Origin of the sequence: Sphingomonas sp. PP-CC-1A-547 (assembly GCF_003610375.1) — a bacterium.
In the GTDB taxonomy this organism is placed as follows: domain Bacteria; phylum Pseudomonadota; class Alphaproteobacteria; order Sphingomonadales; family Sphingomonadaceae; genus Sphingomonas.
Window position 1 is genome coordinate 612,411 of record NZ_RAPZ01000011.1, and the last position, 26,086, is coordinate 638,496.

The 26,086-nt window shown below is 65.8% G+C and carries 22 protein-coding genes and 1 riboswitch; of the genes, 16 read left to right on the plus strand and 6 right to left on the minus strand.

The genetic code is table 11. The features are described from left to right. The first annotated feature begins 79 nt into the window (after positions 1 to 79). The 3 genes from modA to C8J39_RS09065 are packed head-to-tail and all read left to right on the plus strand — an operon-like array spanning position 80 to position 2,116. On the plus strand, positions 80 to 838 hold the full coding sequence (modA, locus tag C8J39_RS09055) for a molybdate ABC transporter substrate-binding protein (RefSeq protein ID WP_120300135.1): 759 nt from the start codon (positions 80 to 82) through the stop codon (positions 836 to 838). Continuing rightward, complete coding sequence (gene modB / locus C8J39_RS09060; RefSeq protein ID WP_120300136.1) at positions 838 to 1,527, plus strand: molybdate ABC transporter permease subunit; 690 nt, start codon at positions 838 to 840, stop codon at positions 1,525 to 1,527. The genes modA and modB overlap by 1 nt, the downstream gene beginning before the upstream one ends. Further along, complete coding sequence (locus C8J39_RS09065; protein WP_120300137.1) at positions 1,517 to 2,116, plus strand: ATP-binding cassette domain-containing protein; 600 nt, start codon at positions 1,517 to 1,519, stop codon at positions 2,114 to 2,116. The genes modB and C8J39_RS09065 overlap by 11 nt, the downstream gene beginning before the upstream one ends. Positions 2,117 to 2,134: 18 nt before the next feature. Here the strand turns inward: C8J39_RS09065 and C8J39_RS09070 are convergent, their stop codons facing one another. Next, positions 2,135 to 4,366 (minus strand): glycoside hydrolase family 3 N-terminal domain-containing protein, encoded by a 2,232-nt coding sequence (locus C8J39_RS09070; protein ID WP_120300138.1) that lies wholly within the window; start codon positions 4,364 to 4,366, stop codon positions 2,135 to 2,137. 78 nt (positions 4,367 to 4,444) lie between these two features. Then, a complete protein-coding gene (gene htpG, locus C8J39_RS09075) occupies positions 4,445 to 6,349 on the minus strand; it encodes a molecular chaperone HtpG (RefSeq protein ID WP_120300139.1) in 1,905 nt (634 codons plus the stop codon). 370 nt (positions 6,350 to 6,719) lie between these two features. On the opposite strand from htpG, the gene C8J39_RS09080 reads away from it, so the two are divergent. From C8J39_RS09080 to C8J39_RS09115, 8 genes are all read left to right on the plus strand, one after another. Beyond that, positions 6,720 to 8,345 carry a flavin monoamine oxidase family protein gene (locus C8J39_RS09080; RefSeq protein WP_165895171.1) on the plus strand — a complete coding sequence of 542 codons (1,626 nt, stop codon included), beginning with the start codon at positions 6,720 to 6,722 and terminating at the stop codon, positions 8,343 to 8,345. A gap of 259 nt (positions 8,346 to 8,604) precedes the next feature. Beyond that, a complete protein-coding gene (locus tag C8J39_RS09085; RefSeq protein ID WP_120300141.1) occupies positions 8,605 to 11,175 on the plus strand; it encodes a TonB-dependent siderophore receptor in 2,571 nt (856 codons plus the stop codon). 53 nt (positions 11,176 to 11,228) lie between these two features. Next, positions 11,229 to 11,747: a RidA family protein gene (locus C8J39_RS09090; protein WP_120300505.1), complete on the plus strand. Its 519-nt coding sequence runs from the start codon at positions 11,229 to 11,231 to the stop codon at positions 11,745 to 11,747. 170 nt (positions 11,748 to 11,917) lie between these two features. Then, positions 11,918 to 12,397, plus strand: a complete 480-nt coding sequence (locus C8J39_RS09095; protein WP_120300142.1) for a DUF4126 domain-containing protein — start codon at positions 11,918 to 11,920, stop codon at positions 12,395 to 12,397. Continuing rightward, positions 12,394 to 13,776 (plus strand): FAD-containing oxidoreductase, encoded by a 1,383-nt coding sequence (locus C8J39_RS09100; RefSeq protein WP_183037981.1) that lies wholly within the window; start codon positions 12,394 to 12,396, stop codon positions 13,774 to 13,776. Before C8J39_RS09095 ends, C8J39_RS09100 begins: the two co-directional genes overlap by 4 nt. Beyond that, positions 13,773 to 15,431 carry an FAD-dependent oxidoreductase gene (locus tag C8J39_RS09105; protein WP_120300144.1) on the plus strand — a complete coding sequence of 553 codons (1,659 nt, stop codon included), beginning with the start codon at positions 13,773 to 13,775 and terminating at the stop codon, positions 15,429 to 15,431. Before C8J39_RS09100 ends, C8J39_RS09105 begins: the two co-directional genes overlap by 4 nt. Next, the gene (locus C8J39_RS09110) at positions 15,428 to 15,733 is read left to right on the plus strand and encodes a UBP-type zinc finger domain-containing protein (protein WP_120300145.1); all 306 of its coding nucleotides are present in this window, start codon (positions 15,428 to 15,430) and stop codon (positions 15,731 to 15,733) included. Before C8J39_RS09105 ends, C8J39_RS09110 begins: the two co-directional genes overlap by 4 nt. Before the next feature lie 407 nt (positions 15,734 to 16,140). Next, complete coding sequence (locus C8J39_RS09115) at positions 16,141 to 16,818, plus strand: peptidylprolyl isomerase (RefSeq protein WP_120300146.1); 678 nt, start codon at positions 16,141 to 16,143, stop codon at positions 16,816 to 16,818. Between the two features lie 351 nt (positions 16,819 to 17,169). Here the strand turns inward: C8J39_RS09115 and C8J39_RS09120 are convergent, their stop codons facing one another. Further along, entirely contained in the window at positions 17,170 to 18,786 is a 1,617-nt protein-coding gene (locus C8J39_RS09120) for an NAD(P)/FAD-dependent oxidoreductase (protein ID WP_120300147.1), read from the minus strand. A gap of 54 nt (positions 18,787 to 18,840) precedes the next feature. On the opposite strand from C8J39_RS09120, the gene cobO reads away from it, so the two are divergent. The 5 genes from cobO to cobS all read left to right on the plus strand — a co-directional run bounded on the left by cobO (position 18,841) and on the right by cobS (position 22,717). Next, positions 18,841 to 19,446: a cob(I)yrinic acid a,c-diamide adenosyltransferase gene (cobO, locus tag C8J39_RS09125; protein ID WP_120300148.1), complete on the plus strand. Its 606-nt coding sequence runs from the start codon at positions 18,841 to 18,843 to the stop codon at positions 19,444 to 19,446. Between the two features lie 190 nt (positions 19,447 to 19,636). Continuing rightward, a riboswitch (cobalamin riboswitch) is annotated at positions 19,637 to 19,831 on the plus strand. A gap of 171 nt (positions 19,832 to 20,002) precedes the next feature. Next, complete coding sequence (locus tag C8J39_RS09130) at positions 20,003 to 20,410, plus strand: DUF1636 domain-containing protein (protein ID WP_120300149.1); 408 nt, start codon at positions 20,003 to 20,005, stop codon at positions 20,408 to 20,410. Further along, the gene (cobT, locus tag C8J39_RS09135; RefSeq protein WP_120300150.1) at positions 20,407 to 21,420 is read left to right on the plus strand and encodes a nicotinate-nucleotide--dimethylbenzimidazole phosphoribosyltransferase; all 1,014 of its coding nucleotides are present in this window, start codon (positions 20,407 to 20,409) and stop codon (positions 21,418 to 21,420) included. Before C8J39_RS09130 ends, cobT begins: the two co-directional genes overlap by 4 nt. A gap of 11 nt (positions 21,421 to 21,431) precedes the next feature. After that, on the plus strand, positions 21,432 to 21,989 hold the full coding sequence (locus C8J39_RS09140; protein WP_120300506.1) for a histidine phosphatase family protein: 558 nt from the start codon (positions 21,432 to 21,434) through the stop codon (positions 21,987 to 21,989). Then, complete coding sequence (cobS, locus tag C8J39_RS09145) at positions 21,986 to 22,717, plus strand: adenosylcobinamide-GDP ribazoletransferase (protein WP_120300151.1); 732 nt, start codon at positions 21,986 to 21,988, stop codon at positions 22,715 to 22,717. Before C8J39_RS09140 ends, cobS begins: the two co-directional genes overlap by 4 nt. Here cobS and C8J39_RS09150 read toward each other — a convergent pair. Genes C8J39_RS09150 through C8J39_RS09160 form a run of 3 tightly spaced genes read right to left on the minus strand, consistent with a single transcriptional unit; the run spans position 22,697 to position 26,056 of the window. After that, positions 22,697 to 24,151, minus strand: coding sequence for a cobyric acid synthase (locus C8J39_RS09150; protein WP_120300152.1), 1,455 nt, complete (start codon positions 24,149 to 24,151; stop codon positions 22,697 to 22,699). The genes cobS and C8J39_RS09150 overlap by 21 nt on opposite strands. Then, a complete protein-coding gene (gene cbiB, locus C8J39_RS09155) occupies positions 24,139 to 25,077 on the minus strand; it encodes an adenosylcobinamide-phosphate synthase CbiB (RefSeq protein WP_120300153.1) in 939 nt (312 codons plus the stop codon). The genes C8J39_RS09150 and cbiB overlap by 13 nt, the downstream gene beginning before the upstream one ends. Next, entirely contained in the window at positions 25,070 to 26,056 is a 987-nt protein-coding gene (locus tag C8J39_RS09160) for an aminotransferase class I/II-fold pyridoxal phosphate-dependent enzyme (protein ID WP_243649827.1), read from the minus strand. Before C8J39_RS09160 ends, cbiB begins: the two co-directional genes overlap by 8 nt. Positions 26,057 to 26,086 lie beyond the last annotated feature (30 nt).

Sequence of the window (26,086 nt, forward strand, 5' to 3'; positions counted from 1 at the left end):
GCGCGCAACGTATCGAACCGACTGGCGTTATGGCCCGGCGCTATATATCGGTACGCGCAGAGTTCGAGAGGTAGGTGGCATGCGGTATCTGACGTCGGCGGTGGTGATGGCGGTCAGTCTTGGGGTGTCGGGTGCACACGCACAACAGCGCCCTCCGTTGGTGCTCGCCGCAGCTTCGTTGCAGGAATCGCTAACCGCGGCCGCGGACGCATGGGCAAAGAAGGGGCATGTGAAGCCAACGATCTCGTTCGCGGCATCGTCGGCGCTCGCGCGGCAGGTCGAGTCCGGTGCGCCGGCGGATTTGTTCGTGTCGGCGGACGAGGATTGGATGAATGAACTCGCCACTAAGAACCTGATCGTCGCCAGCACCCGCGTCACGTTCCTCGGCAACCGTCTCGTCGTCGCGGCGCCTGCGGGTAGCAAGGTAAGGATCCCGGTGCGCCCGCCCGCTGCGCTCGTGCGCGTACTGACCGCCGGACCGTTGGCGATGGCGGATACCGCCGTGCCCGCCGGAAGATACGGGCAGGCGTCGCTCGAGAAGCTCGGCGTCTGGGCGCAGGTGTCGCCGAAGGTGGTGCGCGCGGAAAATGTCCGCGCGACGCTTGCGCTGGTCGAGCGCGGCGCAGCGCCGCTTGCGATCGTCTACGCGACTGATGCCAAGGCGTCGGCCAAGGTTCGTATCGCCGGTGTCTTCCCCGAGGCAACGCACCCTAAGATCACCTATCCGATCGCGCGGCTGAAGACATCGACGAACTCGGAGGCCGAGGGCTTTCGCCGCTTCCTCGTCTCGCCTGTGGGCAAGGCGATCTTCGTCCGCTATGGGTTCTCCGCGCGCTAGTGCTCGACGCGACCGAATGGGGGATCGTCGCGCTGTCGTTGAAGGTCGGCGGGGTGGCGATGCTGGTGACCCTGCCGGTCGCTTTCGCGCTGGCCTGGCTGCTCGCGCGCGTCCGGTTTCCCGGCAAGGTGATCGTCGATGCGGCGATCCATCTTCCGCTGGTGGTGCCGCCGGTGGTGACCGGGTGGCTGTTGCTGCTCGCGTTTGGTTCCAATGGCCCGATCGGTGCCTGGCTTCAGGATTGGTTCGGCGTGACGGTCCTGTTCCGCTGGACCGGCGCGGCGATCGCGGCGGGCGTCATGGCGCTGCCATTGATGGTTCGTGCGATGCGTATCTCGATCGAAGCGGTCGACAGGCGGCTCGAGAACGCCGCGCGAACGCTAGGCGCGGGGCCTTGGCGCGTGTTCTGGACGCTGACGTTGCCGCTCAGTACCCCCGGCGTGCTGGCCGGTGCGGTACTCGGCTTTGCGCGATCGATCGGCGAATTCGGCGCGACGATCACCTTCGTCTCCAACGTACCCGGCGAAACGCAGACCTTGCCGCTGGCGATCTATTCGGCGCTCCAGCAACCCGGCGCCGATGCGCTTGTGTGGCGATTATCCTGCGTATCCGTAGGCTTGTCGTTGATCGCTCTGATTGCGTCGGAACTGTTGACGCGCCGGGCGGGGCGGGGTCTCCATGTCCTTTAAGATCGATATCGAGAAGCGGCTCGGCGATACGCAGGTGTCGTTGACGCTGGAGGCAGGCGAGGGGGCGACGGTGCTGTTCGGCCCGTCGGGCGTCGGAAAATCAAGCGTTCTCAACATGGTCGCCGGGCTACTCCGCCCCGACCGCGGCCGGATCGTGGTCGATGGTGAAACGCTGTTCGGCGACGGCTTGGACGTACCACCCGAGCGCAGGAGAGCCGGATATGTCTTTCAGGAAGCGCGATTATTCCCGCATAAACGCGTGCGCGCGAACCTGCTGTACGGCGTTCGTGGCGAAGCGGAGCGGTTCGAGGACATAATCGGTTTTCTCGGCATCGGTCGTCTGCTCGATCGCTGGCCGCGCACGCTCTCCGGCGGCGAAGCGCAGCGAGTGGCGATCGGCCGGGCGCTGCTCAGCCAACCGGGCTTCCTGTTGCTCGACGAACCGCTGTCGTCGCTCGATCGTGCGCGTCGCGAAGAGATCATGCTGGCGATCGAGCATGTCCGCGACGTACTCAAGCTTCCGATCCTGATGGTGACGCACGACCCTGAAGAGGCCGAGCGGATCGGAAACCGGGTCGTGCGGATGTAGCTTCGCGGACGAACAGGGTTATACGAGTTCGAAGCTCTGTTTCTCGCCATCGACGGAACTCGTCGCTACCCAGAGGTCGAACAGGCCCGGTTCGATCACCCAATCGCCATCACCCCAAAAGCGTAGGTCTTCGCGCTTCAAGGTCAATGTCACGCGCTTCGATGCGCCGGGTGCCAGTGAAACGCGCGCGAACCCCTTGAGTTCGCGGACCGGTCGGGTGCGGCTGGCGACCCGGTCGTGGATGTACAGCTGCACCACTTCGTCGCCGGCTCGCGCACCGGTGTTCGTAACGGTGGCGGTCACCGTAAGCGCATTGGTCATCCGCGCTGGCGCGACGACATTCGATACCGAAAAGCTGGTGTAGCTCAGGCCGTGACCGAACGGATAAAGCGCTTCGTTCTTGGTCTCACGGTAGCGCGACTTGTATTCTTGGCTGCCCGTATCCGGTGCCGGGCGACCCGTGTTCTTGTGATTGTAGAAATAGGGTTCCTGCCCGCTCTCGTTGGGGAAGCTGGCGGAAAGCTTGGCTGAAGGGTTGACGTCGCCGAACAGAACGTCGGCGATCGCGTTGCCGCTTTCGGAGCCGAGAAACCACGTCGCGAGGATGGCTGGTGCGGCCTTCACTGCCCCGTGCAGGGCAAGAGCGCGGCCGTGGCGGAGGAGGACAATCATTGGCTTGCCGGTCGCTGCAATGGCTTCGGCGAGCGCTATCTGCGGGGCTGGGATGGTGATCTCGGTGCGCGATTGCGCTTCGCCCGACATGAGTTGAGATTCCCCGACCGCGAGCAGGACGATGTCCGCGTTTTGCGCAGCGGCGACGGCGGCGGCGATCCCACCGGGCAGGGGCGCTTCGATCTCCGACCCCGGCGCTGTCGTGACCGTCAGTCCGCGTGTGCGGAGCCCCTGCGCGATCGAAACGTTGAGCTTTTCGTCGGCCATGAACGCCCAGGTGCCGACGACGTTCTTGCGATCCTCCGCAAACGGGCCAATCAAGGCGATGCGGCCCGGGTTCTTCTTCAAGGGCAGCAGGTTACCGTCGTTCTTTAGCAATACGATCGAACGCGCCCCGGCCTCGCGGCTGAGCTTCAGCATGGCGGGTGTCGAGACGCTGGTGCGTTCCGCCTTCTGGCTGACCGAGCGATAGGCATTGTCGAACAGGCCGATCGCATCCTTCAGGTGCAACACACGCCGAACGCCTTCGTCGAGCCGCGCGAGCGGGACCTCGCCCTTCTCGACGAGGTCGGGGAGCCACAGATTGAACAGGTTGGACTGCATGGCCATGTCCATCCCTGCCATGAACGCCTTCTTCGCGGCGTCGCGGCCATCGGTGGCATAGCCGTGTGCGATCAGTTCCTCGTCCGCGGTATAGTCGCCGACCACCATCCCGCGGAACCGCCATTCGCCACGCAGCAGGTCGGTCATCAGCCAGTGATTGCCGCTGGAAGGAACGCCGTCGATGTCGTTGAACGCGCTCATCAAAGTTGCAACGCCAGCATCGACCGCAGCCCTGAAAGGAGCGAGGTGGACTTCGTGCAGCGTCGCGGAGGATATTTCAGTGAAGTTGTAATCCTGGCCACCGGAAACCGCTCCGTACGCAGCGAAATGCTTGGCGCAGGCGGCGACGCGCGTGGGGTCGCGAAGATCGTTGCCCTGAAAACCGCGGACTCGCGCTTTGGCCAGTTCCATGCCGAGATACGGATCCTCGCCCGAGCCTTCCGCGACACGACCCCAGCGTTGATCGCGCGCGACGTCGACCATCGGCGCGAAGGTCCAGTGGATGCCGAGCGCCGTGGTCTCAAGCGCTGCCGCACGTGCGGTGCGCATCGCTAGGTCGGGGTCGAACGCGCAGGCCTCTGCGATCGGCAGCGGGTAGGCGGTGCGCAGGCCGTGGATGACGTCGCCAGCGAATATCAGGGGAATCTTCAAGCGGGTCGCGAGCGCGGCGTCCTGCGCCGCCTTGGCACCGGCATAGCCGACACCGTTGAAGAGCATCCCGATCTGCCCGGTCTTGATCCGAGCAAGCTGCTCCGCCGCGCCCCCGGTCGCAAGGCCTGGGTTGAAGGGCACGCCGATCGGTCGGATCTGATCCGAGAAGCAACTGAGCTGGCCCGCTTTTTCGGCGGGCGTCATCTTGGCGATCAGGCTCTCGATCCGGTCGCTTTGCGCAAACACGGTGGTCGAGCCGAGCGACAGGCCAGCGATGGCCGCGCCGCCGGTCAGCATCTGGCGACGGTCTAGAATGGGCGACATATCCTGCTCCTCAGTCTTTGGAGCGGGGTAGTCGCTGGACCGCGGTTCCGCAAATTTGCGAAACCGCGGTCGGGGCGCTTAGCCGAGCGCGCGCGTGAAAAGCCGCGTCAGGCGAGCCGAGAAAGCGCGGGCGTCGACCGGACGCTCGCCATCGGCGATCTGCGCCTCGTCGAACAACAGGTGCGCCGCGTCCTCGCGCAGGGCCGTCTCGGTCTCGCCGAGCGCTGCCAGCTTGGCGATCAATGCCGAGCGCGGGTTGATCTCCAGCACCGGCTTGGCCGCCGGCATCGCCTGACCGCTCGCCGCGAGGATGCGTTCGAGCTGGCGATCCATGCCGCTGTCCGCTGCGACGAGGCAGACGGCGCTGTCCGTCAAGCGCTCGGACGCGCGGACCTCCGAAACGGCATCGGCGAGCGTCGTTTTCACGAACGCGATGAAGTCCGCGACTTCGGGCGTCGTATCGGCGGTCGGCTCCTCGGCACCGTCTACGAGCGGGATCAGGCCGAGATCGGCCGCACCCTGCGTAACCGACTTGAACGGCTTGCCGTCATGATCGATGCCCGCCGTCACCCAGAACCCGTCGACCGAGTCCGGCAGCAACAGCACTTCGATCCCACGCGCGCGGAACCCCTCGAGCTGCGGGGAGGCTTCGAGCCGGTCGAGATCGGTACCGACCGCGTAATAGATCGCGGTCTGGTTGTCCTTCATCGCCGCGACGTAATCGGCGACCGAACGCCATGCGCCGTCGGACGTCGTGGTCTTGAACCGGGCGAGCTTCAGCAGTGCCTCGCGCCGTTCGAAATCTTCGTACAGCCCCTCCTTCAGGACCGCGCCGAAATTCTCCCAGATCTTCGCATAGGCCTCAGGGTCGCGCGTCGCGAGCTTGTCGAGCTCGCCGAGCACGCGCCCGGTCACGCCCTTGCGGATTGCCGAGAGCATCGGGCTTTCCTGGATCATCTCGCGCGAGACATTGAGCGGCAGGTCGGATGAATCGACCAGCCCGCGCATGAAGCGGAGATAGCGGGGCAAGACTTCGGCATCGTCGGTGATGAACACGCGTTTGACGTATAACTTCATGCGGCCGTTGCGGTCGGGGTCGAACAGGTCGAACGGCTTGGCCCCCGGGACATAGGCGAGCACCGAATATTCGTGCAGCCCCTCGGCGCGGTAGTGGAGCGTCAGTGCGGGTTCGTCATACTGGCCGGACACGCTCCGGTAGAAATCGGCATAATCCTCGACCGAGATATCCGCCTTCGGCTTGGTCCACAGCGCGGCGCCGTCGGCGATGTCGACCGGATCGGCATCGGGCTTTTCGCGCAGCGTGATCGGCACGGGTACGTGACCCGACTGGTCCTTGATCAGGCGCTCGACGGTGAACCGGTCGGTGTAGGTGGTCGCGTCTTCGAGCAGGTGCAGCACGACGCGGGTGCCGCGGGCAGGGGCGTCGGCGGTCGGCACGTCGGCGATCGTGTAGGTGCCGAGGCCGTCCGACGACCAGAGCGAGGCGGTGTCCGCGCCGGCGCGCCGCGAGATCACGTCGACCTTCGATGCGACCATGAACGCGGAATAGAAGCCGACGCCGAACTGGCCGATCAGCTGCGCGCCGTCGCTTCCGCTCGACGCGGCGATCCGGTCCATGAACGCCTTGGTGCCCGAGCGCGCGATCGTGCCAAGCGCCTCGCCCATGTCCTCGGCAGTCATGCCGATGCCGTTGTCCTCGATCGTCAGCGTCTTGGCGTCGGGATCGAGCGTGATCGCGATCGCCAGCCGGGTCTCGTCGCCAAGCAACTCGGGCGCGCTCAACGCCTCGTACCGCAGCTTTTCACACGCATCGGCGGCGTTCGAGATCAGCTCGCGCAGGAATACGGTCTTATCCGAATAGACCGAGTGCACCATCATGTGGAGCAGCCGCGCGACGTCCGCCTCGAAGGCGTGGGTCTCGGGCGCGGACGTCTCGGCAGCGGAAGCGGTTTCGATGGTCATAGGATGTGACAGGTCTCTTGGTGAAATGATCAGTCCGAGAATTGGCCGGAGCACGTACCGAATTCAAGGCCCGCGTGTTCGTACGGGTTATCGCCACAAGATCGTCACCGCGGCGTTAAAGATTTCATTTGCGTTACATGCCAAAGCAATGTTCAATCCGGATCGTCCAGTCAAAAGATGCAACGTGTCGAGATATCGCGTGCAAAGGAACGATGTGTTCTTTTGCGATCGCTGTCTGACGTCCATCGGGGCTGGCGGGGGATGATGATCCTGCAAGGCTGCTGACGGGTTCGATCCGCCGGCAATTCTGATGTTCGGCAAACCCAGGGGGGTGCCGTTTCGGGGGGCCTTGATGACTAGACACGGTGTGATGACACGCAGGACCTTGTTGGGCCGACTTGGCCTGATGGGAGGGTTGAGCGCTACGCTTGGCGCAATGCAGGCTTTGGGTCTTACCAATGGATTGATCGGTACCTCGCAGGCGGAGGGGCTGGCGATGCTGCCGCCGGGGGTCGGCAAGGGAACACATGTCGTCGTGCTCGGGGCTGGGATCGCCGGGCTGACCGCGGCATACGAACTCGAACAAGCGGGCTTCCAGGTCACCTTGCTCGAAGCCCGCGAGCGGGTCGGTGGGCGCGCCTGGACGGTGCGTGACGGCGACAAGATCGAGATGATCGGCGAGCAAACGCAGACTGCCAAGTTCTCCGACGGAATCTACTTCAACGCGGGGCCGGCGCGCATTCCGAGCTTTCACCAAGGACTGATCGGGTACGCGAAGAAGTTCGACGTGCCGCTGGAGGTCGAGGTCAATTCTAGCCGTTCGGCGTACGTGATGGGCGAGAACGGCAGCAAGATCCGGATGCGGACCGCGATCAACGACATGCGCGGCCACATCGCCGAACTGTTGGCGAAGGCGATCAATCAGGGTGCGCTCGATCAGTCGGTGACGGCGGCGGACAAGCAGAAACTCCTGCCGTTCCTCAAGGCATATGGCGACCTCGGTACCGACTATGCGTTTGCGGGCACCGAGCGATCGGGGTTCGGGACGGCGCCGGGTGCGGGCGTCACCTTCTCGTCGGCGGGCAGCGCAGTGCCGATGGACCAGTTGCTGGCGAACGAACGGCTGCCGATGACGCTGTTCGAGGACAACCTCTACATGCAGGCGACGATGTTCGAGCCGGTCGGCGGCATGGACCGGATCCATGCCGGGTTCGATCGCAACCTGCGCCGTCCCGCGATCCGCGGTGCGGAGGTCACGAAAGTCCGTCACACCGCCCGCGGCGTCGACGTCGTCTACCGTGACAAGGCGAGCGGCGTGGTCGACACAGTGACGGCGGATTACATCATCTGCACGATCCCGTTCCCGGTGCTCGCGACGATCGATACCGACTTCTCGCCCGCGTTGAAGAAGACGATCGCCGGGGTGGTCTACGATCACTCGAACAAGGTCGCGTTCGAAAGCCCGCGCTTCTGGGAACGCGAACAGATCTATGGCGGCATCTCGTTCGTCGGCGGCCCGACGACACTGATCTGGTACCCATCGGCAGGGCTGCACTCTGCCCGCGGCATGATCCTGGGCTGTTATTCGTCGGGACCCAATGCCGCCGAGTTTGCCAAGCGGCCGATCGCGGAACAGATCGCCTTTTCGCGTGGGGTGATCGATCGGCTGCATCCCGGGCATGGCGGCGATCTGGTCAATGGCATCGCGGTGAACTGGCACAAGATCCCGTACAGCCTGGGGCCTTGGCCCGACTGGAACGCGGGCAGCACCAATGGGCGGCAGGAGGGGCATATCGATACGCCCGAGTTTCGCCTGCTCCAGCAGCCCGACGGCCGTGTTTATTTCGCGTCCGCCGCACTCAGCCAAACGCCGGGCTGGCAGGAGGGCGGCATTCAGTCCGCGCAAGGGCAGGTCATCGCGCTGGCTAAACGCGTCGCGGCGCAGGGCGCCAACCGGGCCGTACTGGGTTCACGCGATGGAAGACGCGCAGCCTAACACCAGCGCCTCAAGGTAAAACGTTGCATATTAGTGACAGTGCAAACAATAGTTCTGTATTAAATGTCGATTAGATCAGAATTAGTTGTCACGTATCCTTCTATAGTCAATCCTGACTAAGGTTAGGGAATCAAGTAAATCAGGGAATGGAACTACGAAACGGTGTTTCGTGGATCGGGTAACTGTAAATAGATGGCAGAAGATCATCGAAGAATATTGAGGATGGCTGAAGGCGCTCAACAATAAGGGGGGAAACCTTATGCGGATCGTTACCAGCATTTCACGCGGCGCACTTATCGTGGCGCTCGCCAGCGCCGGACACATGACGGCCTCCGCGCAAACCGCGTCGGTTACCGTGACCGATCCCCAGACCGGATCTTCCGAGATACCCGACGACATCATCGTCACCGGCACGCGCGCGACAGGCATTACCGCGGCCGAAAGCGCTGCCCCGATCAAGGTGCTCGACGCCGAACTCATGAGCCATGTCGGCCAGCCCAATCTCAACCAGGTGCTGACCCAGCTCGTACCGTCGTTCACCGCGCAAGCGTTCGGCGGCGACACCGCCAACCTGACGCTGTCGGCGCGGTTGCGTGGGTTGAGCCCGAACCACACGCTGGTCCTGATCAACGGCAAGCGACGACACGGCACCTCGAACCTCGCCGTCCTCGGCGGACCCTACCAGGGCGCGGCGACCGCCGATCTCGACCTGATCTCGCCAGCGTCGATCAAGCGAATCGAGGTGCTGGAGGACGGCGCCGCCGCCCAATATGGCTCGGATGCGATCGCCGGCGTCATCAACGTCATCCTGAAGGACGACAAGGAAGGCGGCGACGCTGCGCTGACAGCGGGAGAGAATTACGACACCGGCGGCCGCACCTATGGGGGAAGCCTGCACCTCGCGACCAAGGTCGGTGAAAACGGCTTCATCAACGTCACCGGCTTCTACCGCTATCACGACTTCACGCAGGTCGGCGGGCTCGATCGCCGCATCACCGATATCAACGGCAAGCTGCTGACGAGTGCGACGACGCCGTCGATCACGCCGCTTCAGCAAAGCCTCTATCCGGGGATGTCCGACTTCCCCTACGTGAACAAGATCAGCGGCGATGCGCAGTCGCGCCTCATCAACCTCCAGTATAACTCGGCGTATGATTTCGGCGGTATCGAGGCGTACAGCTTCGGCACCTACTCACGCCGGGTCGCCAGCGCCTATGAGAATGTCCGGGTGCCGACCCGCGTATCGCGCACCGTCGCAGGCGTAACGACCTATTTCGATCCCGAGGGCGATAGCCCGGTCAACGGTTTCTCGCCGCGTGAAAAGATCCGCGAGGAAGACATGGCGTTCACCGGCGGCGTTCGCGGCGACGTCAGCGGCTTCCACTACGACCTGTCGTCGACGTTCGGACAGGACAAGAACGAGATCTATACCGTCAATTCGGCAAACGCCTCGCTCTACGCGGACACCGGCTTTACCCCGACGACCTTCTACAACGGCTTTTTCAAATCGAGCGAGCTGACCGCAAACGCCGATTTCACGCATGAGATCGAAGCGGGCATGGCGGCCCCGATCAACCTCGCTTTCGGTGGAGAATATCGAAAGAACGTCTATCAGATCGGCGCGGGCGATGCTGCGTCCACCTACAAGGAAGGCGGGCAGTCCTATCCCGGTTTCCGCAGTTCGGATGCGGGCGTCAACGGGCGCAATTCGCAGGCAGGCTATGTCGATGTGGCGCTGATGCCGGTCGAGGGCTGGAAGGTCGATGTCGCCGGCCGGTACGAACATTATTCCGATTTCGGCAGCAAGTTCATCTACAAGGGCACAACCCGCTACGACTTCTCCGATGCGTTCGCGCTGCGGGGTACGTTCTCGACGGGGTTCCGCGCACCGACGCTGGCGGAATCGTTCTACTCCGCGACCAACGTCTCGCCGACCTCCGCGTTCGTTCAGCTGCCGGCCAATTCGGCTGCGGCCAAACTGCTAGGTTTCGCCAATCTGAAACCGGAGAAATCGACCAACTATAGCCTGGGCACGGTCATCCGGCCGGTGCCGCGCCTGACGATCACGATCGACGCGTATCAGGTGAAGATCGAGGACCGTATTCTCGGCACGGGCTCGCTGTTCGGCGGCGGTGGCGCGACCTCGCCGGTCAACGTCAACTTCCCCGTGGTGACCGCGGCGATCCGTGCGAACGGCAACGTGCTCGATCCGACGGTGACGCAGACCGGCATCAACATCTTCACCAACGGCGCGGATACCCGGACACGCGGCGTCGATATCGTCGCCAGCTATGCGAGCGATTTCGGCGACTACGGCAACGCGACCTGGACCCTGTCAGGCAACTATAACCAGACCAAGATCACCAAGGTCATGTCGGCACCACCGCTGGTCAACGTCCTCGGGCAGACGATCACGGTTCCGCTGTTCGACGAGGGCGCTCGCGCCAATATCGAGACCGCATCGCCGCGGGTGAAGGTCATCGGCTCGACCTTCTATTCGATCGACAAGTTCTCGATGACGTTGCGCGGTACGGTCTACGGAAAGAGCTCGGCCCGATACAGCCCGGATGGTGGCAAGTTCTACAAGCAGACGATCGGCACCGCGTTCATCGGCGACGTCGAACTGAACTTCAAGGCGACCGACGACCTGGAGCTGTCGATCGGTGCGAACAACGTCTTCAACAAGAAGTCGCCGACGCTTGGCCTGGTGCCGGGTACGACCAATGCGACCTTGGTTGGCGGTGGCAACCAGCTCGATGCACCGCTGACGTTCAGCCCGTACGGGATCAACGGCGGCTATTATTATGCGCGCATGAACGTCAGTTTCTAATGTCTGCCGGGCGCCGGAAACATCCGGCGCCCGGTTTCTACGAGGGGATATCCATGACGAAGACTTTTGTTAGATCGCTTGCCCTGTTCGCAGCGCTGGTGGGCGCGTCGGTTGCCGGTGCGCAGGCCCCCAAATCCGGCATAGTCCGCCATACCAATACGCCACCTGGGCTGATCCTGCAGGGTGTCACCGTGCCGGCGGAGGCGAAGATGCTCTATCTCAGCGGACAGTTGGCAGCCCCGATCGATCCGGCGAGCAAGACGCCGCCCGCGCAGCTGACGATCGCAGATTTCGGCGATACCAAGACGCAGACGATCAGCGTGTTCACCAAGATCAAGACGATCCTGGCCGCGCAGGGCTATGCGATGAGCGACATCATCAAGCTGACCGTGTTCGTCGCGGGCGATCCGAAGCTCGGCGGCAAGATGGATTTTGCGGGCATGAACGACGCGTTCAAGATGTATTTCGGGACGGCGGAGAACCCGAACACCGTTGCGCGGTCGACCGTTCAGGTCGCGGCACTCGCAGGGCCGGCGTTCCTGGTCGAGATCGAGGCAACGGCGGCGAAATAAATTCGGGCGAAAATGGCCTCGTGTTCGCTTTCGATATCAGGTGCTTGGTCCGGTCGGGTGGTTGGCGGACGGTAATCCGCGACTGGATCGAGGCCAGATCGGATGCGTAACGAATTGACGCTCGGGGCGGTGCGTGGGACGATGTTGGACACACCGGATCGGAGACTGCCATGCTCGTCCCCCCGCTCGTTCACGGACTGATCCTCGCCTTCGTCATCGGCATCGTCGCGGGGTTGCGCGCGATGCTGGCGCCTGCCGCGGTAGCCTGGGCCGCGAGCAAGGGGACGTTGCCGTTGCAGGGGACGTGGCTGGCGTTCCTCGGCTACCGGTTCACGCCGTGGATCTTCACGCTGCTCGCGGCCACCGAACTCGTTACCGATCAGCTGCCATCCACGCCCAGCCGCAAGGTGCCGCCGCAGTTCGTCGCGCGGCTGCTCACGGGCGGGGTATCGGGTGCGGCGGTGGGATACGGCATCGGCGTGCCGTTGCCGGGAATCGTTCTCGGCGTCGTCGGTGCGGTCTTCGGAATTTATGGCGGCGCGGCTTTGCGCGCGCGATTGGCGGCAACGTTCGGTAACGATCGACCGGCTGCGCTGATCGAGGATGCGGTCGCGATCCTCTTGGCGGTGCTGGTGGTGCTGTCGATCTGATGCGGAATTTCGACGCGATCATCGTCGGTGCCGGGCAGGCCGGACCACCGCTGGCGGGCCGCCTGACTGCTGCGGGCATGACGGTCGCGTTGATCGAGCGGAAGCTGGTCGGCGGGACGTGCGTCAATACCGGCTGCATGCCGACCAAGACGCTGGTGGCGAGCGCCTATGCCGCGCACCTAGCGAGGCGCGGGGCGGATTTCGGCATCGCGACCGGCGACGTCACGGTCGACATGCCCGCCGTCGCGGCCCGCGCGCGCAAGGTCGTGATGGACGCGCGATCAGGCAACGAGCGCTGGCTCGAGGGGATGGCGGGCCTCACATTCCTGCGCGGCCACGCCCGCTTTACCGGACCGCGGACGATCGCGGTCGACGGCGAGGAGATGACCGCGCCGCGCATCTTCCTCAACGTCGGTGGGCGCGCGAGCGTGCCGGACATGCCCGGTGTCGGCGACGTGCCGCATCTCGACAATACCGACATGGTCGCGCTGGAGCAGATTCCCGCGCATCTCGTCGTCGTCGGCGGAAGCTATGTCGGGCTCGAGTTCGCGCAGATGTATCGGCGGTTCGGCGCCGCGGTGACGGTGGTGGAGCGCGGCGAACGGCTGATCGCGCACGAGGATGCCGACGTGTCGGACGCCGTGCGGGGCATATTGGAAGACGAGGGGATCACCGTGCGAACCGGCGCGAACTGCATCGCGTTCGCGCGCCATGCGGACGGCGTCGCGGTATCGGTCGATTGCCAGGCGGGCGATCCGAAGGTGATCGGGAGCCATGTGCTGCTGGCGGTCGGCCGGCGCCCCAATACCGACGACCTCGGGCTCGATCTCGCGGGGATCGCGACGGACGAGAGGGGTTATGTCACCGTCGACGACATGCTGCAGACCAACGTGCCGGGCGTATGGGCGCTGGGCGATTGCAACGGGCGCGGCGCATTCACGCATACCGCGTACAACGATTTCGAGATCGCCGCGGCGAACCTGCTCGATCATGACGACCGGACGCTGAGCGAGCGGCTGGTTGGCTATGCGCTCTATACCGATCCGCCGCTCGGCCGGGTGGGGATGACGCAGGCGCAGGCGGAGAAGACCGGGCGACCGATCCTGGTCTCGAAGCGGCCGATGACCCGTGTCGGGCGCGCGGTCGAAAAGGGCGAGACGAAAGGGTTTATGAAGATCGTGGCGGATGCGGAAACACAGCGGATTTTGGGAGCGACGATCCTCGGTACGGGTGGCGACGAAGCGATCCACGGGATTCTCGACATGATGAACGCGGATCAGCCGGTGGCCGCGCTGCGCTGGGCGGTTCCGATCCATCCGACCGTGTCCGAACTGATCCCGACGCTGTTGCTCGGGCTCGAACCGGCGGTGCAGACATGAGCGATCCCGGCGCGCGCGACCACCAGATGTTCCCGGTGCTTACCGGAGACCAGCTTCAGACGGCAAAGCGCTTTGCGAGCGGTCCGGCGCGCGTCTTTGCCGCGGGCGAGCAGGTCTATGCGATCGGCGAGCAGGGCGTCGCGGCATGGCTCGTGCTCGAAGGAACGATCGACGTCGTCCGTCGCGACGGACTCAGCCATGAGGCGCCGATCACCACGCACGGCCCGGGGCAGTTGACGGGCGAGGTCAACCAGCTGGCAGGGCGCCCGACGATCGCGGGCGGCACCGCTGGCCCCGCCGGTTGTACCGCGCTGCCGTTCGATCCGGCGCACCTGCGCGCGCTGATGGTCGGTTCGGCGGACGTCGGCGAGATCGTGATGCGCGCGCTGATCCTCCGCCGCGTCGGCCTGATCGAGCAGGGCAGCGGGGGGACGGTGATCGTCGGCCTGCCGGACAGTCCCGACGTCGTCCGGCTACAGGGGTTTCTCACGCGATCGGGCTATCCGAACATCGTCCTCGATGCGGCATCGGACGACGAGGGCCGTGCACTGGTCGAGCGGACCGGAGTTGCGTCGAGCGATCTGCCGCTGGTGGTCTGTCCTAACGGTACGGTGCTGAAACGGCCGTCGGATATCGAGGTCGCGGCCTGCCTCGGGATCACGCCCGAGCTCGATCCGGACACCATATACGACGTCGCGATCGTCGGTGCAGGGCCGGCGGGGCTGGCGGCGGCGGTGTATGCGGCGTCGGAGGGGTTGTCGGTGATCGTGCTCGACGAGCGTGCGATCGGCGGGCAGGCGGGGGCGTCGGCGCGGATCGAGAACTACCTCGGCTTCCCGACCGGCATTTCGGGGCAGGCGCTGGCCGGGCGGGCGTTCAATCAGGCGCTCAAGTTCGGCGCGGAGATCGCGATCCCGCTGACTGTCGAACATCTCGATTGCGATGAGGATCGGCCCGCGGGCGACCCGCTGGCGCTCGAACTGCCGGGCGATCGACGCGTCCAGTCGCGAACCGTGATAGTCGCGTCGGGCGCGCGGTATCGGCGGCCGGACATCCCCGACCTCGCGGAGTTCGAGGGCGCCGGCGTATCCTACTGGGCATCGCCGATCGAGGCGCGGTTGTGCGAGGGCGAGGAGGTCGCGCTGGTCGGCGGCGGCAACTCGGCCGGGCAGGCGGTGGTGTTCCTAGCGCCGCGCGTGAAGCACCTGCACCTGATCGTGCGCCGCCCGCTGGCCGCGACGATGTCGAAATATTTGATCGACCGCATCGCCGCGCTGCCCAACGTGACGATCCGCGTCGGCACCGAGATCGTCGGGCTGGAGGGCGAGCGCGCCACTGGACTGACGGCGGCGATCTTCCGCCAACGCAGCGACGGCGTGGAGACGCGGTGCGCGATGCGACACCTGTTCCTGTTCATCGGTGCCGATCCCAATGCGGGTTGGCTGAAGGGCTGCGTCGATACCGACGAGAAGGGGTTCATCGTCACCGGCGCCGCCGCGCTGCCGTTGCAGACGAGCCGCGCGGGCGTGTTCGCGATCGGCGACGTCCGCGCCGGATCGACCAAGCGCGTCGCGGCGGCGGTCGGCGAAGGCGCGGCGGTGGTCGCGCAGATCCACACGGTTTTGGCGGACATGGCGGAAAGGCATGCGGAATGAGCTACGGTTGCACGCATATGGAGACGATCCGCGACGTGACGCCGAGCGCGAAGGGGTGCGAGGAGTGCCTTCGGATCGGCAGCGAATGGGTGCATCTGCGGCTGTGCCGGGAATGCGGTCATGTCGGCTGTTGCGACGACTCCCCGCACCGCCACGCGACCGCACACTTCCACGCGACGCGGCATCCGATCATCGAGGGCTATGACCCGCCGGAGGGCTGGGGCTGGTGCTTCGTCGACGAGACGATGGTGGACCTGCCGGACCAGACGCCGCAGGTGGGGCCGATCCCGCGGTATGTTTGAGGCGTTGCGGGGAGAGAATCCTGCCGCAGCGGCGATGCCCGATCCGCCTCACGACGACGCTCCCGTGCTGGAGAGAGAAAAGGTCACGCCAACCAACCACCACACCTCCCCGGCGAAGGCCGGGGCCCAGTTGGTATGACCCAAGTGGCATAGCACGAACTTACATCAGCGACGTTTCCCAACTGGGCCCCGGCCTCCGCCGGGGAGGTGCTGCGAATGTGGGCGCCGACCAAGCCAAGCGAAGGTGCTGGCGAGTTTGAACCTCGGGACGTTGTCGAACGGGCACAGCTACGACGCGGCGATCATCAGTCCGCTCAACCACATATCCCAGCGCTCTTGCCTCGCCGCAAACGGACAGGTAGCCGACGCCATCGGTAAAGGCGTGAGTGATCGAAATGCGGCGTTTTATGATCGGCTTCGTAGCGATTGCGGCCTTGGCGACTGCAGGAACGGCGCAGCCAGCGAGGCGGCAGGTTCAGCGCACCGAACCGGGACCGAAACCGGGCCTCGTTCGCGTCCGCATCGTCACCTCCGAAGGCCCGATCTTGCTGGCGCTCGACGCCCGCCATGCGCCGAAGACGACCGCGAATTTCCTCGCCTATGTCGATGACGGTCGGTTCGACGGGACCGACTTCTATCGCGCGAGCCGCCAGAAGTCCGCGCCGAAGCTTGGTTTCATCCAGGCGGGGATCCGCACCGATGCGCGACGAATACTTCCGCCGTTCCCGCTCGAGACCACCGCGATGACCGGGATCAAGCATCTCGACGCGACGATCTCGATGGCGCGGGGGATGACGCCGGCATCAGCTGGCGGGAATTTCTTCATCACGGTCGGCCCGGCGTCGGCGATGGACGCACGTGCGGGCTATCCGGGCTATGCCGCGTTCGGACACGTCGTCGCGGGAATGGACGTGGTGAAGCGCATCCTCGCCAAGCCGACCGGCGGCGGGATGGATGCGTTCAAGGACCAGATGATCCTGAAGCGCGTGGCGCTTGTGAGTGCGCGGCGATTGGATGGCGTGGCCAAGCCGACGGGGCTGCCGCGGGCGTGGCTGATCAAGACGGGGCCGCAGCGGCGGAAGTGAGGGGTGGGTGATCTGGACCTTGCATAGCACATGGACTGTCCGACTCTTACTTTAGTCCGAGGAAGCGTTGGTCCCATTGCAGGCTTCTGTCGCAAACTCGGTCGCCGTCGACGTGCACCGCCCCGGCGAAGGCCGGGGTCCAATTGGAAAGGTCGGAGTAACGATGCTCGGCGTCAGTTAGCGGCGTCCCCCAATTGGGCCCCGGCCTTCGCCGGGGTGGTGTTTTGTCTTGGCAGGGTCATAAGTCAGTTGCCGCAACCTTTAGTTCTCCCGCGAAGGCGGGAGCCCAGGGTAACGAACGCAGGTATTTGTGGCTCCTGGACCCCCGCCTTCGCGGGGGAACGAAACGGCCTAGGCAGTGAGGCTAAGCGCAACCGCCTCCGCGACCTTGATCCCGTCGACCGCGGCAGAAAGAATACCCCCTGCATAGCCAGCGCCTTCGCCAGCCGGGAAAAGCCCCGCCGTGTTGAGGCTGACGAAATCTTCGCCGCGCGTGATCCTCACCGGCGACGAGGTGCGCGTCTCGACCCCCGTCAGCACCGCGTCGGGGTGATCGTAGCCGGGGATCTCGCGGCCGAACGCCGGCAACGCCTCGCGCAGCGCAGTGATCGCGAACTCGGGCAGGCACTCCGACAGGTCGGTCATGTGCACGCCCGGCTTGTACGACGGTATTACCGTTCCGAGCGCGGTCGACGCGCGGCCCGCGAGCAGGTCGCCGATGCGTTGCGCGGGCGCCTTGTAGTTCGATCCACCCGCGACATAGGCACGCGATTCCCAGTGGCGTTGCAGTTCGATCCCGGCGAGCGGGTGGCCGGGATAGTCGCGCTCGGGGTCGATGCCGATGACGATGCCGGAGTTCGCGTTGCGTTCGTTGCGCGAATATTGGCTCATGCCGTTGGTCGCGACGCGGCCCTCCTCGGAGGTCGCGGCGACGACGGTGCCGCCCGGGCACATGCAGAAGCTGTATACCGTGCGCCCGTTCTTGCAGTGGTGCGACAGGCTGTACGCGGCCGCGCCGAGATCGGGATGGCCGGCGCACGGCCCGAACCGGGCTTCGTCGATCCACGACTGGGGGTGCTCGATGCGGACACCGATCGAGAACGGCTTTGCCTCGACGTATACGCCCCTAGCATGCAGCATCTCGAACGTGTCGCGCGCGCTGTGGCCGACCGCGAAGACGACGTGGTTGGCTTCGAGATAGTCGCCGGTGCTCAGGTGCAGACCGCGGAGCTGGCGCGTGCCGGCTTCCTCGACGATGTCGAGACCGTCGACGCGGGTCGAGAAGCGGTATTCGCCGCCGAGCGCCTCGATCGTCTCGCGCATGCTCTCGACCATCGTGACGAGGCGGAAGGTGCCGATGTGCGGGTGCGCTTCGGTGAGGATTTCGGGCGGCGCACCGGCTTTCACGAACTCGGTCAGGACCTTCCGGCCTAGATGGCGCGGGTCCTTGATCTGGCTCCAGAGTTTGCCGTCGGAGAAGGTGCCCGCGCCGCCCTCGCCGAACTGGACGTTCGATTCGGGGTTGAGGACGCTTTTGCGCCAGAGACCCCAGGTGTCCTTGGTGCGTTCGCGGACGACTTTTCCGCGGTCGAGAATGATCGGGCGGAACCCCATCTGCGCCAGGATGAGCCCGGCGAACAACCCGCAGGGGCCTGCGCCGACCACCACAGGGCGGGGGCCGGTGTAGCTCGCGCCGCCCTTGGTGACGAAGCGGTAGCCGGTGTCGGGGGTGCGCTGGACATGGCGATCCTTGCGGAAGCGCGTGAGGACGGTGTCCTCGTTCTTCAGCGTGACGTCGACCGAATAGACGAGCTGGATGTCCATCTTGTCGCGGGCATCGTGCGCGCGCCTGGCGATGGTGTAGCGGATCAGGTCGCGCGGGGTGACGCGCAGGCGGTCGCGGATCGCGGCTGGCAGGGCTTCGTCGGCGTGGTTGAGCGGCAGCTTGAGGTCGGTAATGCGGAGCATGTCGGTCGCTCTAGCGCCGCGCGGCGCGATCCGCCATCGGGTGCGCGAGAGGACATGATCATGCGGACCGACGACGAACAGAATGCCAAGAGCGCCAAGCGCAAGGAGGTGCAGGACCGGATCGTCGCGAGCAAGACGATCGTGAAGGGGCTGATCATCGTCCACACCGGCAAGGGCAAGGGCAAGTCGACCGCCGCGTTCGGCATGGCGGTGCGGATGATCGGGCATGGGCGCAAGGTCGGCGTGGTGCAGTTCGTCAAGGGCGCGATGACGACCGGCGAGAAGGCAGTCTTCGACGCATTCCCGGAGCTTTGCGAGTTCAAGCCGATGGGGGAGGGGTTCACCTGGGACACGCAGGACCGCGCGCGCGACATCGCGGTGGCGCGTGAGGCGTGGGACGAGGTGAAGCGGATGATCGCCGATCCGTCCTATGCGATGGTGGTGGCGGATGAGCTGAACATCGTGTTGCGCTATGAGTATCTGCCGGTCGACGAGGTGCTCGCTGTCATGGCGGCGAAGCCCGAGATGACGCATGTCGTGGTGACCGGGCGGAATGCGCCGGATGCGCTGATCGAGATGGCGGACCTTGTGACCGAGATGACGCAAGTGAAGCATCCGTTCCGGTCGGGCGTGAAGGCACAGGCGGGCGTGGAGTTTTAGGCGGCTTCCTACTCTACGGCCCGTGATGACACCGTCCGTCATCCTGACGAAAGTCAGGACCCAGAGCCACGAAGGCCACCGCCCGTTACCCTGGGTCCTGACTTTCGTCAGGATGACGGGAGGGCGTGGGGACGGCTGGTGGACTTCTAACTGACGTAGCCGTGTCTTGCGCCGAGTCTTCCTCCCGCCTATCGCTTCGCCCGCGATAGGTTCCCCCGATGCTCACGCCGAGGGGGATGAAAATGGGAACGGGAAACACCCGGCTGCCCCTGCAACTGTACGCGGCGAGCCATCGTGCCTAATGCCATTGGGATACTCCCGAGAAGGCGGCGCGGACGGCGTTGACCCGCGAGCCAGGAGACCTGCCCGTCGCGGTCGTCTTTCGTCCGGCCAGGGTGCGCCGAACGGACGGGTAACACCCCGAGCGACGACATCGCTTCGCGTCGCGCGGAGGCTGGAGGCGTGCGTCTCTCGCCCTTTGCGCGGTGCGCGACCGACTGTCCGAAGGGGTTCCTATGCCAAGTTCATATCGTATCGAAGCCGTCCGGGAACGGACATGCTGAAGCAAGTCGACGACGGCGTCGCGGTAGTCGCGTGCAATACGTGTCGTCATTCCACCGAGGCGCGCGACGACGAGCACGGGCAGCGCGGCGGCGCGCGGCTCGTCGCTGCGTTAAAGACGGTGCAGGCGAGCGATCCCGCCTATGCCGACGTCGCGGTGCAGGAAATGCCGTGCCTATTCGCCTGCCAGGATTTCTGCACGATCCATCTGCGCGCACCCGCCAAGGTCGGGTATGTACTCGGCCGGTTCGAGCCGACCGAAGACGCCGCGCGCGCGATCCTCGATTACGCGCGACTCTACGGCGAGAGCGCGTTCGGGCAGGTGCCGTTCAAGCAATGGCCGCAGGGTGTGAAGGGGCATTTCATCACGCGCACGCCGCCCGAAGGGTTCGTCGTGGAATGACCTTTTTTCCAACGGCCGGGGCATTTCTATCATCCTTGAGCGCGTTGCCGCAGCCGGACGAAGCCGCTCGGTCGGCGGCGGTGGCGCGGCAGGGGCAACTGACCAAGCCGCCGGGCTCGCTCGGGCGGTTGGAAGAGATTGCCGTCTTCATGGCCGGCTGGCAGGGCCATGAACGCCCGCGGCTCGATCGCGGCCGGGTGATGATCTTCGCGGGTAATCACGGCATCGTCGATCGCGGCGTCAGTGCGTTTCCGGCCTCCGTCACCGCGCAGATGGTGGCCAATTTCGAACATGGCGGCGCGGCGATCAACGCGCTGTCGCGCGCGGCGGGGCTCGACCTCAGAGTCGTCGCGCTCGATCTCGACCGGCCGACGACCGATTTCACCGTCGCCCCGGCGATGTCGGAGGAGGCATGCCTCGCGGCGATCAACGCGGGCGCCGCCGTCGTTGCGGACGCGCCCGATCTGATCGTGCTCGGCGAGATGGGGATCGGCAACTCGACCTCCGCCGCCGCACTGTGCCTTGCCAGCTTCGACGGATCGGCACGCGACTGGGTCGGGCCCGGTACCGGAGTCGACGACGACGGCATGGCCCGCAAGATCGCGACCGTGGAGGCCGGGCTGGCGCTGCACCGGGACGCACTGACCACCCCGTTCGAGACGCTACGCAGGCTTGGCGGACGCGAACTCGCGGCAATAGCCGGCGCGGTCGTCGCGGCGCGTCTCGCTGGCGTGCCCGTCATGCTTGATGGCTTCATATGCTGTGCCTCGGTCGCGCCGATTGCCGCTGCGTGCCCGGATATCCTCGCGCATTGTCTTGCCGGCCACGTGTCGGCCGAGCCGGGTCATGCGCGCTTGTTGCTGGCGTTGGGCCTCGATCCCCTGCTGTCGCTGGGCATGCGGCTCGGCGAGGGAAGCGGCGCGGCGACTGCGGCCTTGCTCGTCCGCGCGGCGCTGGCGGCGCATGACGAGATGGCGACCTTTGCCGAGGCGGGGGTCTCGGTCGCGTGACCGGCTCGCACATGCTGTACCTGATGCGGCATGGCGCTCCCGTCCGCGAAGGCCTGTTGCTGGGGCGAACGGACGATCCGGTAACGGAGGCCGGCGTTGCCGCGTGCGTCCAGCGTGCCGCAGGATTGGAGGTTGCCGCGATCGTGTCGTCGGACCTTATGCGTACACGCGATTGCGCGACGGCGATCGGCAGCGCTCAAGGCATCGACCACAACGTCGATCGACGGTGGCGCGAACTCGACTTTGGAGCCTGGGACGGTTTGCGTCCAGCCGATCTCGATCCGGCCGCCTTCGCGCGTTTCCACGACGACCCGGACGCCGCTCCGCCGCCAGACGGTGAGCGATGGTCGTCTTTGCTCGACCGGGTCGGCAATGCCGTGGCAATACTTCCGCCGGTGCCGACGTTGGTCGTCACGCACGGTGGCGCAATCCGGGCGGCGCTCGCGGACCTGTGCGGGTTCGATCGTCGTCAGACATTGGCGTTCGACCTGCCTTATGCCGCGCTTGTGTCGTTGCGGATCTGGCCGGGGCCGGATCGGACGGTGCAGATCGTCAGGCTGGCGACGTGAAGCGGCTGGTCGTCGCGTTCGGTTTCCTGACGCGCCTGCCGATGCCGCGCGTCGAGGCCGGGGCGGACGATTTCGCGACCGCGATCCGATACTATCCGATCGTGGGGCTGGCCATCGGTGCGTTAGCCGCCGCGGCGGGCTGGGCAGGCGCGCTGGTCGACCCTTGGACCGGCGCGTGCGCCGCATTGCTGACGTGGATCGCCGTCACGGGCGCATTGCATCTCGACGGGCTGGCCGATCTCGCCGACGGGCTGGGCGCCGCACATGGCGATCGGACGCGGTTGCTCGCGGTGATGGCCGATCCGCATATCGGCAGCTTCGGCGTCGTCGCGATCGTCGCCCAGATGCTTGCCAAGCTCATGCTACTGCACGCTGTCGGTCTGACGGCGTGGTGGCTCATCATCTTGGTACCGTTTGCGGCACGCATGGGGCCGCTGGCCTGGGCAGTGCTGTTGCCGCCGTTGCGGGCGGGGGGATTGGGCGCCGCGGTCGCGGGTGCAGTCCAATCGCGCGACCTGGTCGGCTGGGGGCTCCTGCTGGCGCTGGCTGCCGTCGCGGCTCCCGCGCTGTTGGCGGTTCCGCTCCTGATACTGGCCGTCGCGGCATGGTTGCGGCGTAAATTGGGGGGCGTGACCGGAGACGCGCACGGGGCGGGGATCGAGCTTGTCGAGACCGGCGTCCTGCTCGCTTTTGCCATCGCCGGTGCGTCAGCCGGCGCGCTGGGCTAGGTCGAGCATCGCATCGAGGTCGACGTGACGCTCAAGCGTCGCTGCGATCGCGTCGAGCGCGGCATCGATCGAGGCTGCGTGGTCAGGTCCGACCGCGTCGACGCCGAGCCGGGCCAGCCACGCCGCGCGTTGCTCGGCAAGCCCGAACAGGCCGTGGACGTAGCTCCCATGGACCAGTCCGTCGGCGCTTGTCGCACCCTCCGCGCTGCCGTCGGCGCGGTGACCGACGGGGCGGTTCAGGTCGCCGCCGGTCGTCGCGCCCATGTGCATCTCATAGCCTTCGAAGCGCGCCCCCTTGGCGATCCCCTCGATCCGCTCGAGCGTCTTCGTCGTCGTGAGAACAGTGTCGATATCGAGTAGTCCAAGCCCCGCGATCGTCGTCGCCGCGCCTTCGATACCGTGCGGATCGGCGATGCTGCGACCCAGCATCTGGTAGCCGCCGCAGAGCCCCAGCACAGGTTTTCCCCGGCGGTGATGCGCGAGGATGTCGATGTCCCAACCCTGCGCACGCAAGAAGGCGAGATCGGGTATCGTGGCTTTCGAGCCGGCCAGCACGATCATGTCCGCCTCGGGGATCGGCGTGCCGGGCGGGACCATCACCAGCGCGACGCCTTGTTCGAGGCGGAGGGGGTCTAGGTCGTCGAAATTAGCGATCCGCGGCGTGATCGGGCAGGCGATCGTTACGCGACGGTCGACCGACGCGGAGGGGCGTTCGAGGATCACCGCGTCTTCACTGGGCAGGCGCGCGGCGTCCGCGAGCCAGGGTACGACGCCATAGCCGCGCCATCCGCTGCGTGCCTCGATCGCGCGATAGCCGTCGTCGAACAGTGCGGGATCGCCGCGGAACTTGTTGACGAGGAAGCCGTGGATCATCGCCGCGTCGGCAGGGTCGATGACCGCGCGCGTGCCGACGATCGAGGCGATGACCCCGCCGCGGTCGATGTCGCCGACCAGGATCACGGGGACATTGGCGGCGCGGGCGAACCCCATGTTGGCGATGTCGCTCGCGCGCAGGTTGATCTCCGCCGGGCTCCCCGCACCCTCTACGACGACGAGATCGCAGCCTGCCAACAGCCGCTCGAAGCTGTCCAGCACGTCGACCAGCAGCCCTTCGCGCCCCTCGCGCCACCGCGCGGCGGCGAGTGTGCCGCGGACCTGCCCGCGGACGATCAGCTGCGACGTGCGATCGCCCTGCGGCTTGAGCAGTACCGGGTTCATGTCGACGCTCGGCTCGACCCGACACGCGATCGCCTGCGTCGCCTGCGCGCGACCGATCTCGCCACCGTCGGCGGTGACGGCCCCGTTGTTCGACATGTTCTGCGGCTTGAACGGGCGGACCGACAGGCCACGGTTGGCGAACGCGCGGCACAGTCCGGCGACGAGCACCGACTTGCCGACGTCGGAGCCGGTGCCCTGGAGCATCAGAGCCGCCATGCGATTACTCCGGCTATGACGAGGAGAAGGATGCAGGCCCGGCGATAGATGCCGAGCGCCGCGCGGAGGTCTGTGGCGGTTACGTCGCTGCGACCGTCGCCGATATAGGGTTTGGCGGTGATAACGCCGTCATAGGTGATCGGACCCGCGAGGCGCAATCTGAGTGCGCCGGCTATCGCCGCCTCGGGCCACCCCGCGTTGGGCGAGGCATGGTTGCCGGCATCGCATACCATCGTCCGCCAACCGCCCCAGCCGGCAGCGCAAAGCAAAACGCCGCTGATCCGCGCGGGGATGAGGTTGGCGACGTCGTCGGTCCGCGCTGCCGCCCAGCCGAATGCGCGCCACTGGGCCTCACGGTGTCCGATCAGGCTGTCCGCGGTGTTGATCGCCTTGTACGCCCACAGGCCCGGCAGGCCGGCGACCAGTAGCCAGAACAGCGGTGCGACGACGCCGTCGCAGACGCTTTCCGCGAGGCTCTCGATAGCGGCGCGCGCGACGCCCGTTTCGTCGAGTGTCGCGACGTCCCGGCCGACGATCATCGCGACGCGGGCACGTGCGGCTTCGAGGTCACCGGTTTCAAGGGCGCGCGCGACCGGCACGACATGGTCGTACAGGCTGCGGATCGCGAGGCCGGGCGCTGCCATCGCGCCGATCGCGATCCAGGCCATGGGACCAAGAACGAGCCGCGCGAGGGAGGTTGCGGCGAGGGCGACCCCGACCGCAACTGCGACGAGAGTAACGATCGTGATGACACCGGCGGCACGGCGGAACGTGTCCGATAGCGTAGGGCGGTTCCAGCGCGTCTCCGCCCATCCGATAATTCGCGCGAAGCCGCCAACCGGATGACCGATCCGCGCATAGAGCGGCGCCGGCCAGCCGACTGCCGCGTCGATCATGATCGCCAGCACGGCGACCGGCTCAACCACTGCCAAGCGCCTCGTCGAGTCGTGCAAAGGCTTCGTCGCTGCCCGGGACGCCCATACGAAGCCAGCGGGGCGAATGATCGAAGGTTCGAGTCAGGATGCCGACCTGTGCAAGCCTTTCGAACAGCGCGGGTGCTGCGTCGGTCTCGATCAGCCGGAACAACGCGCATTCGCCGCGGGCTTGGAGCCCATGGCGTGCCAACATCGCGTCGAGCCTCCCGGCGCGTTCGCCGATCGAGACCCGCGCTGCAGCGATCCACGCGGTGTCTCGGTAGGCCGCGCTGCCATAGGCCACGGCGTGCGCCGATATCGGCCAGCTGCCGAGCCGCCGTCGCGTCTCGGCGACGTGCTCCGGCGGCCCGATCATGAACCCGAGCCGCACGCCGGGCAGGCCGAAGAATTTGCCGAACGACCGAAACACGATCGCGCGATCGTCGGGGCGGAGCAGTGGGATGAGGCTAGATTCGGGCGCGACGTCGGCGAACGCTTCGTCCACGATCAGGAAGGCACCGCTGCGCGCGATGTCGAGCAGGCGTTGCGGCGTGTCGCGACCCCCGTCCGGATTGTTGGGGTTGGCCAGCAACAGCGTACCGTCCGCGACCGTCCCGATCGCATCTCGCGCTATCGGAACGGCACCGTCGATCGCTTCGGCATGCGTAGCGTAGCTAGGCACGACGAACCGGGCGGGGGTAGGCCGGTCCAGCGCGGCCAGCATTCGCAGACCGAGTTCACTGCCGGGCAACGCGACGACCCGGTCCGCGGTCGTACCGAATACGGCAGCAGCGGCGGCTTCCAGATCGGCGATCGCGGCGGGCGAGGGGAGGCTAAGCAGATCGACCGTTGGAACGCGATCGGTCGGCCAGGCGCAGGGGTTTATGCCGGTCGACAGGTCGAGCCAGGGTCTTGGCGCATCCGGATAGTGGACGGCGGCGAGGTCGATCCGTCCACCGTGGATGCGCAAGGGGTTCATACTGTCTTTCATTCGGATCCGCGGGCTTTCGCTTGATCTTCC